This window comes from Cohnella fermenti (genome assembly GCF_004801405.1).
Classification (GTDB): domain Bacteria; phylum Bacillota; class Bacilli; order Paenibacillales; family Paenibacillaceae; genus Cohnella; species Cohnella fermenti.
In genome coordinates this window covers 26,573-42,684 of record NZ_SSOB01000018.1, presented here as the reverse complement: position 1 = coordinate 42,684, position 16,112 = coordinate 26,573, and the positions used below count along the sequence as shown (strand labels likewise).

The 16,112-nt window shown below is 58.4% G+C and carries 8 protein-coding genes; all 8 read left to right on the top strand.

Annotation, left to right across the window (positions count from 1 at the left end; all coding sequences use genetic code 11):
- Positions 1-27: 27 nt before the first annotated feature.
- The 8 genes from E6C55_RS15540 (at position 28) to E6C55_RS15505 (ending at position 15,906) form a co-directional block, all read left to right on the top strand.
- Positions 28-996 (top strand): carbohydrate ABC transporter permease, encoded by a 969-nt coding sequence (locus E6C55_RS15540; protein ID WP_136370726.1) that lies wholly within the window; start codon positions 28-30, stop codon positions 994-996.
- Positions 996-1,832, top strand: a complete 837-nt coding sequence (locus tag E6C55_RS15535; RefSeq protein ID WP_136370725.1) for a carbohydrate ABC transporter permease — start codon at positions 996-998, stop codon at positions 1,830-1,832. Before E6C55_RS15540 ends, E6C55_RS15535 begins: the two co-directional genes overlap by 1 nt.
- Before the next feature lie 68 nt (positions 1,833-1,900).
- Positions 1,901-3,664, top strand: coding sequence for a sensor histidine kinase (locus E6C55_RS15530; RefSeq protein ID WP_136370724.1), 1,764 nt, complete (start codon positions 1,901-1,903; stop codon positions 3,662-3,664).
- Position 3,665: 1 nt separating this feature from the next.
- Positions 3,666-5,057: a response regulator transcription factor gene (locus tag E6C55_RS15525; RefSeq protein ID WP_136370723.1), complete on the top strand. Its 1,392-nt coding sequence runs from the start codon at positions 3,666-3,668 to the stop codon at positions 5,055-5,057.
- Positions 5,058-5,156: 99 nt separating this feature from the next.
- Complete coding sequence (locus E6C55_RS15520; protein WP_136370722.1) at positions 5,157-6,512, top strand: ABC transporter substrate-binding protein; 1,356 nt, start codon at positions 5,157-5,159, stop codon at positions 6,510-6,512.
- A gap of 233 nt (positions 6,513-6,745) precedes the next feature.
- Positions 6,746-12,235: an S-layer homology domain-containing protein gene (locus E6C55_RS15515; protein WP_168735666.1), complete on the top strand. Its 5,490-nt coding sequence runs from the start codon at positions 6,746-6,748 to the stop codon at positions 12,233-12,235.
- A gap of 760 nt (positions 12,236-12,995) precedes the next feature.
- Complete coding sequence (locus E6C55_RS15510; protein ID WP_136370720.1) at positions 12,996-13,688, top strand: response regulator transcription factor; 693 nt, start codon at positions 12,996-12,998, stop codon at positions 13,686-13,688.
- Position 13,689: 1 nt separating this feature from the next.
- A complete protein-coding gene (locus tag E6C55_RS15505; protein WP_136370719.1) occupies positions 13,690-15,906 on the top strand; it encodes a sensor histidine kinase in 2,217 nt (738 codons plus the stop codon).
- Positions 15,907-16,112 lie beyond the last annotated feature (206 nt).

Below are 16,112 nucleotides of genomic sequence, written 5' to 3'. Positions count from 1 at the left end.
TCAGCATAGAGACAGGGAGTGGGCAATATGGCAAAACCGGCCGCGAACGCAGCCGACCGGGCACGATCGGTCCCCGCGCTATCCGACAAGCGGATCAACATCCGGACCAGACGGTGGGAATCGCCCATCGCGGGGTATCTGTTCCTCTCGCCGTGGCTGCTCGGCTTCCTCCTCCTGACGTTGGGGCCGATCTGCATGTCCTTCTACTATTCCTTAACCGATTATTCGCTCCTGGCCGCTCCCAATTGGGTCGGCTGGGACAACTATCACCGCATCTTCATGAGCGACGACACGTTCCCCAAGACGCTGAAGATCACATTCGTCTTCGTGCTGCTGACCGTTCCGCTCAGGCTCATCTTCGCGCTGCTTATCGCGATGATGCTCAATCGCAACGTCAAGGGAATCAGCTTCTATCGGACGATGGTGTACTTCCCTTCGCTGATCGGGACAAGCATTGCGGTCTCCATCCTGTGGAAAAACATTTTCGGACGCAACGGCTTCATCAACGATGTGTTGGGGTTCTTCGGGATTGCGGGGAAGTCGTGGATCGCCGATCCCCACTACTCGCTGTATACGCTGATCCTGATGATGGTGTGGCAATTCGGCTCCTCGATGATTATTTTCCTCGCCGGCCTTAAACAGATCTCGCGTGATCTGTATGAAGCCTCCTCGGTGGACGGAGCGAGCAAGATCAGGCAGTTCTTCACCATCACGCTGCCGCTGCTGTCTCCGATCATTCTCTTCAACATGGTGCAGACGACGATCAACTCGTTCCAGATGTTCACGCAGGCGTTCGTCGTCACGAACGGCGGACCGGTTCATTCGACGTATGTGTACGTCATGTACCTGTACGAGACGGCCTTCACGAAGTACCAGATGGGCTATGCTTCCGCGCTGGCCTGGGTGCTGCTTGTCCTGATCGGCCTCGTCACCGCGCTGCTGTTCTGGTCCTCCCGCTACTGGGTCTTCTACGAATCGCAAGGAGGCAAACGCTAATGGCCGTCAAACGTCTCGTCCCGCACGCGGGTCTGTCGATCGTCAGTCTGATCATGATGTACCCCGTCTTCTGGTGGCTCGGGGCATCGCTTAAGAGCAATGCCGATATGAGCTCGGCGGCCCTGTTCTCCAAGACGCTGCACTGGAGCAACTTCACCGAAGGCTGGCATGCCGTTCCCAACTATTCGTTTACGCACTTCTACATCAACACGTTCGAGCTGATCCTCGGCGTGCTGTTCACAAGCGTCGTCTCGTGCAGCCTGGTCGCCTTCGCGTTCGCCCGCCTCGACTTCCCGCTGCGCAATATCTGGTTCGGAGTCATGCTGGTGACGCTGATGCTGCCGACGCAGGTGACGATTGTGCCGCAATATGTTCTCTTCAACAAGCTGCATTGGGTCAACACGTACTTGCCGTTCTACATTCCGCACTTGCTGGCCGGGGGCATCGGAGGGCCGTTCTTCATCTACCTGATGGTCCAATTCATTCGCTCGATTCCGAAGGAGCTCGACGAATCGGCGAAGATCGACGGCTGCTCGTGGTGGGGCATCTACTGGCGCATCATGCTGCCGCTGATCAAGCCGGCGCTGGTCACGGTGGGAATCTACTGCTTCCTGTGGAATTGGGACGACTTCTTCGGCCAATTGCTGTACGTCAACTCGGTCGACAAGTATACGATCAACCTGGCGCTTAAGCTGTTCATCGACTCGCAAGGTTCCGTGCCGTGGGGGCAACTGCTCGCGATGTCGCTCGTGTCCATTGTGCCGGCGGTTGTCATCTTTTTCCTTGCGCAGAGACACTTCGTCGAAGGAATTGCCGCAGGAGCGCTTAAAGGGTAAAATAGGTCGGAAAGACGAGTCTCAAGCTGCGAAATTCTCGCAGCTTTCTTTGCATCGGGGAGGTTGACATGCTGCGGAACCCGTTCAAGTCCATGCGGATCGACTTCGTGTTTTTTTTCGGTTTTGCCTTTATCGTTGCCTTGCTCGTCGGGCTGATCGTCTACATGAGCTACACCAGCAGCTCGCGGCAGATCGCGACAAGCACCTCGTATTATCAGCAGAAGCTGCTCAGCGAGCTCAACAAGAAGCTGACGACAACGCTGGTCGATATCGAGCAGAGCTCCAACACCGCGTCCAAGAATGTCGACATCATCTATTCCCGCATGCAGGGAGGGGAGCTGTACGAGAGGGTGCGCGCCCAGTCGGAGATTCGCTCCCAGCTCAACAATTATGTTTTCGGCACCCCCATTCTGCAATCGATTCACGTCTACTCTGCGTTGCCTGCCAGCTACAGCGTGCAAGAATATGTCCAGTTCCTGCCGATGGAGCAGATCGAGCAAGAGGGCTGGTATCCGGATATCGAGAAGACGGATTATGCCTGGCTCAGCGAGCACACGATCCGCACGAATACCGGAGATACGCCCGTTATCAGCTTCGCGCGCAAGGTCTACAACAATCGCAACCAATATTACGCCCTCATTGTGCTGAATATTAAAGTGCCGGTCTTCCAGTCGCTGATCGAGTCGGACGACGGCGAAGCCGATGTCGCGCTGCTGGATGCGACCGGCAAGCTGATCACGCAGACGGCGGACAGCACCTATACGCAATCGTATGTGGACCGCATGCGGGCCCGGCTTGAAGCGAGCTCGATCGGGTCGGACCGCAGCGGCGACATCTTCCTCGTCTGGTCCAAGTCGATCGATTCCAAGTGGACGCTGCTGGAGCAGTCCTCGTGGAGAGAGATGACCCGCAGCAGCATGAAGACAACGAAGCTGTACCTGTTGCTCGGCGTCTTCGCGATTCTCCTCATCATGCTTCTCGGAACGTTCCTGGCGCGCCAGTTCATGAAGCCGATCGGGCTGCTGCTGCGGGCGATGAACGCCTTCCCGAATCATCGCGGCGATCTTCTTCCGGGCGACTACAAGAACGAATTTGGCCGCCTGTTCCAGGGGTACGGCAAGCTGACGAACCGGATCGACGAGCTGTACGGCAATCTGGAGGTGCAGTACGAGAGCAGGCGCAATGCGGAGATTCGCAGCCTGCAGATGATGATCAACCCGCACTTCCTGTACAATTCGCTCGACCAGGTCAATTGGGCGGCGATCGAAGCGGGGCAATCGCAGATCAGCCGGATGCTGGCGCTGCTCGGGCAGATGTTCCGCCTCGCGTTGACGAATACCGACAGCCTCGTGCCGGTGAGCGAGGAGGTGGCGCACATCGACTGCTACCTGCAATTCCAGCAGATCCGCTGGGAGGAGCAGCTTGTCTATCGCGTCGACGTCGCGGAGGAGACGAAGCGCTGGTATATGCCGAAGATCATTCTGCAGCCGTTTATCGAGAACGCGTTCGTGCACGGCTTCCACGGCAAGCGATCGGCCAAGCTGACGGTGACGATCCGGCCAAGCGCCGACCGGCTGGAGATCGCCATTGCCGACGACGGGCGCACGATTCCGCGGGAGCGGCGCGAGACTCTTCCGGAAGGAGCGGACAAGGCGGCTGCGGGAGCGAAGGGCGGCGGGTACGGGCTGCGCAACGTCCGGGAGCGGATCGAGGCGCTGTTCGGCCCGGCGTACGGCTTCGAGCTGACCGATTCCGAGATGGGCGGCACGCTTGCGCTGCTTCGTCTTCCGATTATCCGGGAGCGTCCGAACAAGCCAGGAGGGGACAACTAAGATGTGGAAAATCGCTATTGTAGACGACGACTTCCAGGTACTGAGAGGGCTGCGGCGGGCCATTCCGTGGGACGAACTCGAAGCCGAGTTCGTTGGCGACGCGATCGACGGGGAGGCGGGCATCCGTCTGATCGAGGAGACGAATCCGGATATTGTCATCACCGATATCTATATGCCGGGGATGAACGGAATCGAGATGATCGAGGCGCTTCGCAAGCGGGAATTCCCCGGGCGGTTCATTATTCTGAGCGGGTACAACGACTTCGAGTTCGCGCGCACGGCGATCCGGCTCGGCGTGGAGGATTACTTGACGAAGCCGGGCACGGTCGAGCAGATCCGCGAGGTGCTGGCGAGCACGATCGTGAAGCTGGAGGCGTCCTACCTGCACAATATCGAGCGGAACGTGCTGGAATCCCGCAAGGAAGCCTTGGACGGCATGACGGACGAGGAGTGGCTGGCTGCCGTCGTCACCGGCCAGGCGATTGCGTCGGAGCTGCCGGCTTCCAAGGCGGCCTGGAAGTCGGCGAGCCATCTGGTCATGGTGCTCGAGGTCGTGCGCACGGAGCGAATCCGGGGCGTGACGTTCGCCGATTGGAACTTGTTCCAGTTCGCCGTCACCAATATCGCGTCGGAGCTGCTGGGCCAGCATTGGCCCGATTCCGACTTCGTCTGGCTGTTCGGCAATCATGCGGCGATTGTGCTTCACGCCGACGCGGCGGCCGATGCGGACCTGCTGTCCGAACGGGCCGAGTCGATCGGCCTCCTCATCGCGGAGAGCATGCGCAAGTATATCGATCTGGAGGTGCGCTTCGGGCTCGGAAGCGTCAAGCAGGCTTGGGGCGAGATCAAGCTGTCGGCCGATCTGGCGCTGCAGTCGCTGTTCGCGCTCGGCGAAGGCGAAGCGGAAGCGGGGGCATCGTCCGCCGCGTCGGCTGCAGGCGCCGAACGCGGCTCCTTGTCCGGGGCGCCGGGGACGCCGGGGACGCCGGGGACGTCCGAGCTGTCCGGACCGTCCGGGACGTCCGAGCCGTCGGGCTCCCCCGAGGCGCTTGCCGTCAGTCCGAAGCACAAGAAGGCCGTCGACTTCATGGTTCGCTACATTCACGAGCACTACGCGGAAGACCTCACGCTGGAGGAATTGGCCGGGCAACTGTACATCTCGAAAAATTACTTGAATCAACTGTTCAAGAAAGTAACGGGGGAGACGCTGACCAACTACATTATCCGGGTCCGCATCGAGAAGGCGAAGGCGCTGCTCTACGAAGGCCATCACCTGGTGTACGAAGTGGCGGATATGGTCGGCTACCAGAACGTTCCGTACTTCACGACGCTGTTCAAGAAGTACTGCGGCGTTACGCCGAGCGAATTCGTTCGTCAGGAACCGAAACCTTAGTGGATAGTGAAAGTTTATCGTTCGGTGCTCGTCTACTCCCCGATCGGGGCCGATGCTAGTATAAACGTGTAAGCACATTCATATGGGGGGAATACAGCAATGGCATCCATCGCTAGAACATGGTCTGCGGTATTGGCTTCTTCCATGCTCGTTGCCGCACTCGCGGCATGCGGCAACAATAACAATTCGAATGACGGCAACGGCGCGGCGAGCGCATCTCCGTCGGCGTCGTCGAGCGCGTCGTCCTCCGCATCTCCGTCCGGAGCTTCCGGCGAGCCGGTGAAGCTGACGATCGCCTGGTGGGGCTCGCAGGAGCGTCACGACGCCACGCAGAAGGCGCTTCAGCAATACACGGCGCTTCATCCGAACGTCACCTTCGAGAGCCAATTCTCGGGCTGGGACGGCTACTTCGACAAGCTGGCGGTGCAGAACTCCGCAGGCAACGCGCCGGACATCATCCAGATGGACGCCGCTTACGTGAACGACTACGTCGGCCGCGGCCTGCTGGCGGACATCGGCAGCATCAACACCGCCGACGTCGACCCGTCCGTGCTCGCTTCGGGCCAGGTGGACGGCAAGCTGTATGCGATGCCGCTCGGCGTCGCCGCGCTTGGCATGGTGTACGACAAGTCGGTCGTCGACAAGCTGGGCCTCACGGCTCCGAGCTTCGACTGGACCTGGGACGATTATTACGCCTTCGGCGAAGCGGCCAAGGCCAAGCTGGGCAAGGACAAGTATGTGTTCGAGGACCAATCGGCCGACCTGGTCGATTACACCGCTTATCAGTACAGCATGGGCAAGGGGTATATCTATAGCGAGGACGGCAAGTTCGCGATCGATAAGGATACCTGGATCGAATACATGACGAAGATGAGCGAGCTGCGCGACAAGGGCATTCTGACGCCGGCCGACCTGACGGCGACGGACAAGGAGCTGGACCCGCAGTTGGATAACGTCGTCAACGGCAACGCCATTGCGCGCCACCTGTTCTCCAACCAAGTCACCGCCATCGATGCGCTGAAGCCGGACACCTACGCTTATGCGGCCCTGCCGAAGGGAACGGAAGGCGGCGGCTGGCTGAAGCCGAGCATGTTCTGGAGCGTGAATGCCAAGTCCTCGCACGCGGAGGAAGCGAAGGCATTCATCGACTGGTTCATCAATGACACGGACGTCGCCCAGACGCTGGGCCTCACCCGCGGCACGCCGGTATCGTCCAAGGTCGTCGAGTCGCTGACACCGAACTTCAGCGAAGCGGACAAGAAGAGCGTCGCCTTCCTGAACAGCGTAACGCCGACGGCCCAGAAGTTCATCAACGACCCGCAAGGCTGGGGCAGCTTCAAGAACGACTACAAGACGATTGTCGAAGAGATCCAGTTCAAGCAGACAACTCCGGAGCAAGCCTACGAGAAGCTGCTGAAGAAGGCCGACGAGTACGCGGCGGCGGCGAAGGGATAACGGAACACGGATAGCCAGGAGTCTCATAATCGAACCGGCGGCCTTATGCGTCGGTTCGATTGCGTTCTATCCCCTTCACTATCGACGGATTCGCGCGGACATGCATGGATAGTGAAAGATTTGCGTTCGCTAGCCTACTATGCAGCCGTATGGCGTGCTCTATAATTTGGAGTGAACAAGAACTTGTAAGCGCATTCCAACAGAGGATGGGCAGAGGATATGGAGGTATAGCGATGATGAACGATCGGAAGGCAAACAGAGGAATGAGGAAGGGCTTGGCGGCGCTGCTTGCCGGAGCTCTTCTGTTCAGCCTGTTCTCCGGCCAAGGCGCGCAAGCCGAGGAGGCCGGAACGTCGGACTTGTATTCAAGCGTCGTGTCGCAAGCCGGCGACTACGCGATCAAGCAATTGGGGGAGAGCATCCTGAGCGATGAAGCCAACGCTCAAGTTGTGACGAGCGATCCCGGCGCGGCTCAAGGAACCGTCTATTATGTGTCCCCGAACGGGAACGACAGCAACGACGGAACAAGCCAGGCAACCCCGTGGAAGACCGTGCAGAAGGTTAACGCGACGACCTTCTCGCCCGGCGATATGATTCTGTTCCAGGCGGGCGGCGCCTGGGAGCTTACCGAGTCCTTGCATCCGAAGGGATCGGGCGAAGAGGGCAAACGGATCGTTATCGGCGCCTACGGATCGGGTGCCAAGCCGAAGCTGTCGGCGAAGAATATCGCGATTCCATGGACGTTCACCGACGGCAGCACGCGTTACGCCTCGGATGCGGTCTATCTGGAGAATCAGCCGTATATCGAAATCCGCGACCTGGACATCAGCAATATCCCGGACGGCTACACCGGCAAGCAATCCGAGGTCTCGATGATTCAGGACAGACGCGGAATTCACATCGCGGGCGGCAATAACACGACCCAGACGGAGCTGAAGGGCTACTGGCTCCACGATCTTTATGTGCACGATGTAGCGGGCGAATGGAACTCCGTCAGCGGAACGGGGTGGGACCCCTCCAAGCGCACGGCCGGCATCCTGTTCGAGATCATCGTCAAGGGGCAGGACGGCCTTCCCGTCATCGCCAATCCGGTCGACGTAACGGGGTATCAGCCGACCTGGTTCTCGGACGCGGTTATCGAGAACAATGTGTTGATCGACAACTCCTTCGGCGGCATTATCGTCAAGCAATTGAAGGCATGGGGCGAACGGCAGGATGCGAGCGCTCCGTCCTACGATTATACCGATTGGTATCCGAACACCAACTTCACCATTCAGCACAATTACCTGGATCACTCGGGGAGCGATTATGCGGCGGATACGATCTATCTGACGAGCACGAGAGATTCGATCATTCGGAACAACGTCTCGGCCGGGGCCGGAACCAGTGCAATCGAACTGTACTACACCGATCGCATTACGGTCGAGTGGAATGAAGTTTATGAAGCGAAGCAGAAGCCGACAGGCTCCGACTCCAATGCGATCGATCCGGACCGGGCGTCTACCAATGCGCTGATCCAGTACAATTATTTGCACGATAACGGCGACGGCATTCTCCTGTGCGGCTTCACTTATGGCAGCGCGGTCGTCCGCTACAACGTCATCAAGGACAGCGAGAGCGGCAAGCGATACCTGAACATTCACGGGAACAAGGGCCACAATTATATCTACAATAATATTTTCTACAACTCTCGCAGCACGGCGGCCACCTTCGTCTCGACATCGGGAGACAAGAACACCTTCCTGAACGATACGAACAACTTCCATTATCTCTACAACAATATCTTCTACAGCCCGAATAACGCCTCTGCACGAACGGATGATGGGACCAGCCTGACCTATAGCAACAATAGCTATTACAACGTGACGGAAGTGCCGGCGGAAGACACCGCGGCCATCGTCGCCGATCCCAAGTTCAAGGCGCCGTCGAGCGTCACGGGAGGAAGCGGCAGCGATGTGGACCTCTCCGGTCTCGAGCTGCAAGCCGACTCGCCGCTGATCAGCGCGGGCAAGGCGATCGCGTCACACGACAATACGACGATTCCCGTCGGTACGATTACGGACGTCGCCGGGAATTCGATCACCGCCGGAGGCGTCGATATCGGCATCTACGAGTTCGTCGGGGACGATTCTTCCATCGGTGATTTGAGAGGATATACCTTCGATCCCTACGGAGATATCAAGGCGGGGGTGACCGTAACCGCGAAGGCCGGCGGACAATCGTATACGGGCATCTCGGACGCGAAGGGATTGTATTCGATCGGCGGAATTCCCGCCGGAACGGCAGTTGCCGTGACGGCGTCCATGAGCGACTATCAGGACTCGACCGCCGCTGCCGCCACAATCATCGGCGCGGATGTGTCGATGCTGAATCTGACTCTCGGGGCCAGCTTGCTGACAACCGGTTCGATTGCCGGCAATGTGATCGGCATCCCGAATGTCAACGTAACGGTAACGGACGGCTCGGGACAAGTCGTCGGCACAGCCGTAACGACAACGAACGGAAGTTATGTCATTGACAACATCCCTGTCGGGAGCGGCTATACCGTGACGGTACAGAAGCAGGATTATTATGACGGTACGAAGAGCGGAATCGCCGTGCAAGCGGCCCACACGACCGTGGTGGACCTTCCGATCTCCCGTGTCGTCAAGGAGCTTCGTTACTTCCTGAACGAGAGCTTCAATTATGCGGAGGGAGCCTTCACCGGCAACGAGCTGTGGAATGTGAACAGCGCCGGCGGAACGGTTGACATCGTTAAAGACAACAACGGGAATTCGTATCTGAAGCTTGAGAAGACGGCCAGTTCCGGAAGTGTAACGGTCTGGAACAAGAACGCCTTGAATGCGACCGGAGTGTTCACGATCGAGACTCGAATCATGAGAACGGCAGCCGGAAGCAACGCGAATCAGTTCGCCATCTACAGCGGCGAGACGATCGATAGCAGCGGCACCATCAGCGCACCGATGGCGGATGTCGGGATCAGCAAGGGCAATATCTTTACCCACGTTACCCGAGGCTCTTCCGGGACCACGAATTTCGCTTCGGCCATGAATCGTTGGTACGACATCCGGATGGTCGTCAACATGGATTCGGACACCTTCGACTTCTATATCGATGGAGAATTGATGAAGGCAGGCGCGCAGTTGCGCACGGCGGGCACCGCTCTCAACTTCCTCCAAATCTTCGGAAGCGCCAATAACACCGGCGATCTGTTGATCGATTATTTGTGGGCCTATGAAGGAAGTCCGGAAGGAGACGACGCGGATATCGCCAATGTGACGGTAGAGGAGCTGGGCAGCGAAGCGCTGGCCTACGATGCCGGTACCCATACCTTTACGTCGTCCTCTCGCGTTCCCTTCTCTTATGACAGTGTAAAGGTGCGCGTCGCCCCTTCCAGTCCATTCGCGGAAGTGTCGGTGAACGGGAAGGATCTCGGACGCGTCGACGATAACGATTACGTTGAGGTTCCCTTGGCGGCTGGCCTCAACACGATCCCTCTGATCGTTACGGCAGCCGACGGCTCGGCAATAACGTACACCCTTGAATTGACCAAGCAGGACGAGCTGGTATTGGCTTATTTAACCGAGTTGGCCATTACGGAGCTGACGCTTGACCCTGCGTTTACGGGAACGGAACCCGATGAAGCGGATCTCTTCTATACGACAGAGAACACCATGGAGAAGGAACACACATTGACCTATGCGAAGGCGACTTCGGGCAGTACGGTCACCGTGACGCTTAACGGCAAGACGCTTGCCGCTGCAAGTCCCGTATCGGTAACGCTCCAAGACGGTCTCAATACGATCGTTCTGGCGGTTGCCTCCGCCAGCGGAGACCAGTTCCAGACGTACACCATCCGCGTGACGGCAGGCGAGACCCCGGTCGATCCGCCAGTCGATCCGCCGGCTGCGGTTGAGGTGACGGGAGTAGCGGTAACGCCGGCCGAGCTGACGCTGACGGAGGGAGACCGCTCGTCGCTGACGGCCGTCGTCTCACCTGACGATGCGACGAACAAGGCCGTAAGCTGGAGCACGAGCGACCCATCCGTCGCAGAGGTTGACGAGAACGGCGTCGTCACGGCGGAGAAGGAAGGCCACGCGACGATTACGGCGACGACGCAAGACGGTTCGTTCACGGCGACGACGGAAGTGACCGTGGAAGCCGCAAGCACGACAACGCCGACCGATCCGCCGGTGGACCCTCCGGCAACCGTTGAGGTGACGGGAGTAGCGGTAACGCCGACCGAGCTGACGCTGACGGAGGGAGACCGCTCGTCGCTAACGGCCGTCGTCGCGCCGGAGGAGGCGACGAACAAAGCCGTAAGCTGGAGCACGAGCGACTCATCTGTTGCAGAGGTTGACGAGAACGGCGTCGTCACGGCGGAGAAGGAAGGCCACGCGACGATTACGGCGACGACGCAAGACGGTTCGTTCACGGCGACGACGGAAGTGACCGTGGAAGCCGCAAGCACGACAACGCCGACCGATCCGCCGGTAACTCCTCCGGTCGACAATCCGTCATCTTCCGGCGGGGACACAACGGCAACGACGCCAAGCCTAACGCTGACCCTTCGGGACGGCAAGGTTATCGTTCAAGCAACTGCAGATTCCAGCGGCCAGATGAAGGCCGAATTGTCGGAGGCCGATGTCGCCAAGGCTCTGGAGAGCGCAACGAACGGTGTGCTGGATCTCGTTCTCGACGCCGAAGGCGCCTCGGGCCAGACAGAGATAACGCTGCCGGTTCAGAGCTTCGTCGGCAATGAGAGCGCGGTTCGCTCGATTGTCATCGAACGGAACGGAGTCAAGGTCGAGCTCGCTGTCGCTGACGTCTCGGGTATCTTGAAGCCGGACAGCGAACAATTGACCTTGCGCGTAGCTCCGATCGATCCGGCAACGCTTGCCGCCGGCGTCGCAAGCCGAATCGGCAACCACGCGGTCTATGAGTTCGCGCTTCTGGTGGATGGCAATGAGCCTCCCGCCTTTAACGGAACGGTAACCGTCTCGCTGAGCTATGCGCTGCAGGCGGGAGAATCGAAGGCCGGTCTTGTCGTCTACTACATCGACGAGTCGGGATTGCTGCAGATCGTCAAGAACGGCAAGTACGATGCTGCAACGGGCAGCATGTCGTTCCGCCCGGCACACTTCAGCCGGTATGCGATCGCGTATGTTCCGGCAGCATTCGGCGATCTGGCCTCCGCGAACTGGGCGAAGGAGATGATCGAATCGCTCGCGGCGAGAGGGATCGTGAACGGCACGGGAACGGGAGCCTTCCAGCCGGAACGCACCGTCACGCGTGCGGAATTCCTGAAGATGCTGCTTGGCGCATTGGAGCTGGCGAATGTCCAGACGGCTGCGACGCTTCCGTTCGAGGATGTTGAGCCGGGCAGTTGGTATGAGGAAGCGGTGTCGACGGCATACTCGCTGGGCATCGTCCAAGGCAAGTCGGAGCGGCAATTCGGCGCCGACGATACGATCACAAGAGAAGAGATGGCGGTGATGCTCTACCGTGCAGCTCAAGCGGCGGGTGTGACGCTGAAGACGGATGCGGACCATGATGCGGCATTCGGCGATGCAAGCGCGATTGCCAAGTATTCGCAGGAGGCCGTCGCGGCCGTTCGCGCAGCCGGACTGATGGGCGGCTTCGAGGATGGAATCTTCGGGCCCAAGCAAGCGGCGACACGGGCTCAAGCCGCGGCTGTCATCTATCGCTTCATCGCGGATTAATCCTGTGCCGTTGTTCGGCCAAATCGATCTATAGTATGGAAAATGCACAAAGAAACCGTTCCTTGCGCAAGTGGGTGGTGGGTACCTCACTTAACCAAGGACGGTTTTTTGTGTCCGATTGTTATGCGATTTAATCCCCGAAACGCAACAAACCCCGCCCTACGCGCCATTATAACGCAGCCTCACCAGCCTCGTACTGTGCACCGTTATACGAAAATCCCGCACAACACAACTCGATTTCTAGTAGAACGATCCCGCAATCCCGTTTGTGATAGCTACCTCCTAGCCTCTGCTTCCGGACTTCCCGCAGAATGGGATGGGGGGCGTTAAAGCAAGTGAAGTGTCCCCCGGTACTCCCACCCCGTATCTATTGCTGCACTGATTGAAACCAGTCTTTTCTTTATATTCAAAGAGGGTACCTTATCCCCTTTTATCAGTATCCTAATTATTGGTAAATGATGGCCTGAACAGATGGGATAAGGCACCCTTTTAGAGAAACCACTGGGCAATCTGCTCCTGCCCCCTCTGGCAATGAGGATTGTATGTGGTTTTTCGCATAAAAACGGTCATCCGAGAGGGTCCGGGGTTCGATTGTACGTGGGTGGGGCTGTGCTTGGGATAACGGACAGGGGCACGGTTGCCCCTTCTTGCGCCGGTTCCTATTACCTTAAGAAGATCTTCATACTTTTCCCTAACGAATATTCATATTTTCCCATTACAATAGAGAAAGAGATTGCAGCGGGCGAGGAGGAAGCGACGGGTGGAGCAGCAAGTGGTGCTGGTGGTCGACGATGACAAGGAGATACGGGACGCCATCGAAATCTATTTGAAGCACGAAGGAATTGAAGTGCTGCAGGCGAAGGACGGCTTGGAGGCGCTTGCGATGCTGGAGGCGGAGCCGGTGCATCTGATTATTCTGGATGTGATGATGCCCAAGCTGGACGGGATCGCGGCAACGTTCAAGATTCGCGAGAGCCGCAACCTGCCGATTCTGATGCTCAGCGCCAAGAGCGAGGACAGCGACAAGATTCTGGGGCTTCATGTCGGGGCGGACGATTATGTGACGAAGCCGTTCCATCCGATGGAGCTCGTGGCTCGCGTCAAGTCGCTGCTCCGCAGGTATGTGACTCTCGGTTCATACGAGGGCGCCAAGAAGACGATCGAGCTGCGGGGGCTCGCCTTGAACCAGGAAGCCAAGGAAGTCAGCGTGAACGGAGAAGCGGTCAAGCTGACGCCGATTGAATACAAGATTGTGGAGCTGCTGATGACGAATGCGGGGCGCGTGCTGTCGATCAACGAGATCTACGAGCGCGTGTGGAAGGAGCCGGGCTACTACACGGAGAATACGGTTGCCGTCCACGTCCGCAAGATTCGCGAGAAAATCGAAATCGATCCGAAAAATCCGAGATACCTGAAGGTGGTGTGGGGAGTTGGCTACAAAATGGAGAAATAGAATGCCGCTGTATCTCTACGCGCTGATCTGCGTCATCGGTCTGAGCGGGCCGATCGCACTTATCGGCCAGGGCAGCGAGTATACCTACCGGGATTACTACCACACGCCGGAATTCCGCGGCAAACTGAACGAGTATGTCGCGTATCTGAATTTGTTCGAGCTGAACTCGGTTCCCGTGGAAGAAGCCAAGGCGTCCCTGACGGTAGAAGATTATGAGATTGCGAATTATCGCAATCAGTTCGGCCCCATGGCTTATATGCAGAATTCCTATAACGAGCAATACGATCCTCTGATCCAGGAGGCGGTCGCTGCGGGTTCCACTGATGTTGCTTCTTATTATAGAGAAGAGAAACAGAGCAAGCAGTTGGAGATGGCGAAGATCATGGAGGACGACGAGTATGTTGACGCCTTAATTCGGAAGGAGAAGGAGGCAGAGATTGACGCCGCCTACCGGGACCGGGAACAGCTGCACCGTGCGAGATTCGTGAATCTGCAGGATCAGTTCGATTATTACTTCGTCAATCCCACGACGGGAGTTCACTATTCAAGCCTGAGAACGTCGAACGAGAGCACGGCCCGGAAGCAACTGTTCGGCGACGATTATACATACGCAGTCGACTATATGGTTGATACCGACCAATTGCCATATCTCATGCTGGGGTCTCTCAGCTCGAGGCTCCCTTATAAAGGCTGGGTCGCGGTGACAGCGGACAGCTCGATTCAGGCGGAGGCGGAGAGATACCGCCAAGAGCAATGGATTCTGCTCAGCTACGGCTTGGCCGGCACCGCTCTGCTCGTCTTCTGCTTGTTCCGGTTCGGCTATGCAAGGCCGGTTCCTTCCGAGCCGCGGGGGCGCTCGCCATACCTGGATTTTCCGCTGGACATTCAATTGCTGCTGCTCGCGGGAACGGCGGCGCTGACGGTCGGTCTGCCCGTCGCTGCGGCCGGCCGCTTCCCGACTATGCTCGACGACCCTTGGGGCTATGCGGGAAGGCTGATCCTCGCATTGGCGGTTGCCGCGGCCGGCCTAAGTATGACACTCCTTCAGGCGAGGCTGCTGGCAACCGAGCTGCACAGCTGGGAGGATATCCGCCGACAATGGCGGCGCTCCTTGCTCCGATCAGGCAGCGCGCGTCTTAAGGCTTCGCTAGTTCGGACCGGCAACCAGGTGCGGGACAGCTTCCTCTATAGAAGCTCGGGCGTTAGGCTGCTCGTCTTGACGGTTGCTCTCTTCGGTATCGGTCTCCTGGCAGGGGCGGTTGCGATCGCGTTAAACGGGGACGACGCCTTCTCTATCCTCCCCCTCGCTCTGATCGCGGTGCTGGTTGTCCTTCCTGTCGTTCTCCTCGCGGCACGTTCCGTCGGTTACCTCAACCGGATTGCCAAGGCTGCGGAAGAACTGGCGGCCGGCGGCATGACGAAGGAGCTTCCCGTCAGGGGACGAAGCGTTCTGGCCGCTCTCGCCGGTCATCTCAACGGACTAAGGAGCGGAGTCAGGTCGCTTCAGAACGAGCAGGCGAAGAGCGAACGGCTCAAGACCGAACTCATCGCCAATGTCAGCCACGACCTGCGCACGCCGCTTACCTCCATTATTACGTACACGGGGCTGCTGCGATCGGAGGAGGCGACGAAGGAGGAACGGGACGCGTACCTCGAGATTATCGATCGCAAGTCGCAGCGGTTGCAGACGATGATCGACGACTTGTTCGAGGTGTCCAAGATGTCCAGCGGCAATGTGGAGCTGGCTCTGGAGAAGACGGACCTTGTCCAACTGATGCAGCAGGCGCTGGCGGAGTATAAGGATGTTATCCAAGGCTTGTCTGTCCAATTCCGCGTCGCGCTGCCCGAGGAGCCGGTCTATGTTCTCGCAGACGGGCAGAAGCTGTGGCGGGTGTTCGACAACCTGATCGGGAACATGACGAAGTATTCGCTCGATCATTCCCGTGCCTACATCTCGCTGCAGATCACGGAACGGCGGGAAGCGGCGATCGCGTTCAAGAACGTGTCCAAGTTCGAGTACGGCGAAGAAGTCGAAGAGCTGTTCGAGCGGTTCAAGCGCGGAGACGCTTCGCGCCATACGGAAGGGGCGGGTCTGGGACTCGCCATCGCCAAGTCGATTGTAGACCTGCATGAAGGGAGCCTGACGATCGAGACCGACGGAGATTTGTTCAAGGCCGTCGTCGCGCTGAAGCTTATTCCCGAAGCCGACGCCCTGTAATTCAACCAACGCAAGACCATGTCCAAGAGAACGCTCCTCCTGCGATCGAATCGTCGGCGGGGCGTTTTTTTCTTGCCGACTGCGGTTGCTGTGCCGATTTTCCGCGCTCTGTTGCACGTCCGCAAGAAAGTATAATCCGCCAAAAATGTCTAATCCCCGTTCCCGCAATGTCTGATTGCCCCTTCCATCCGCTTGGCCGTATAGTG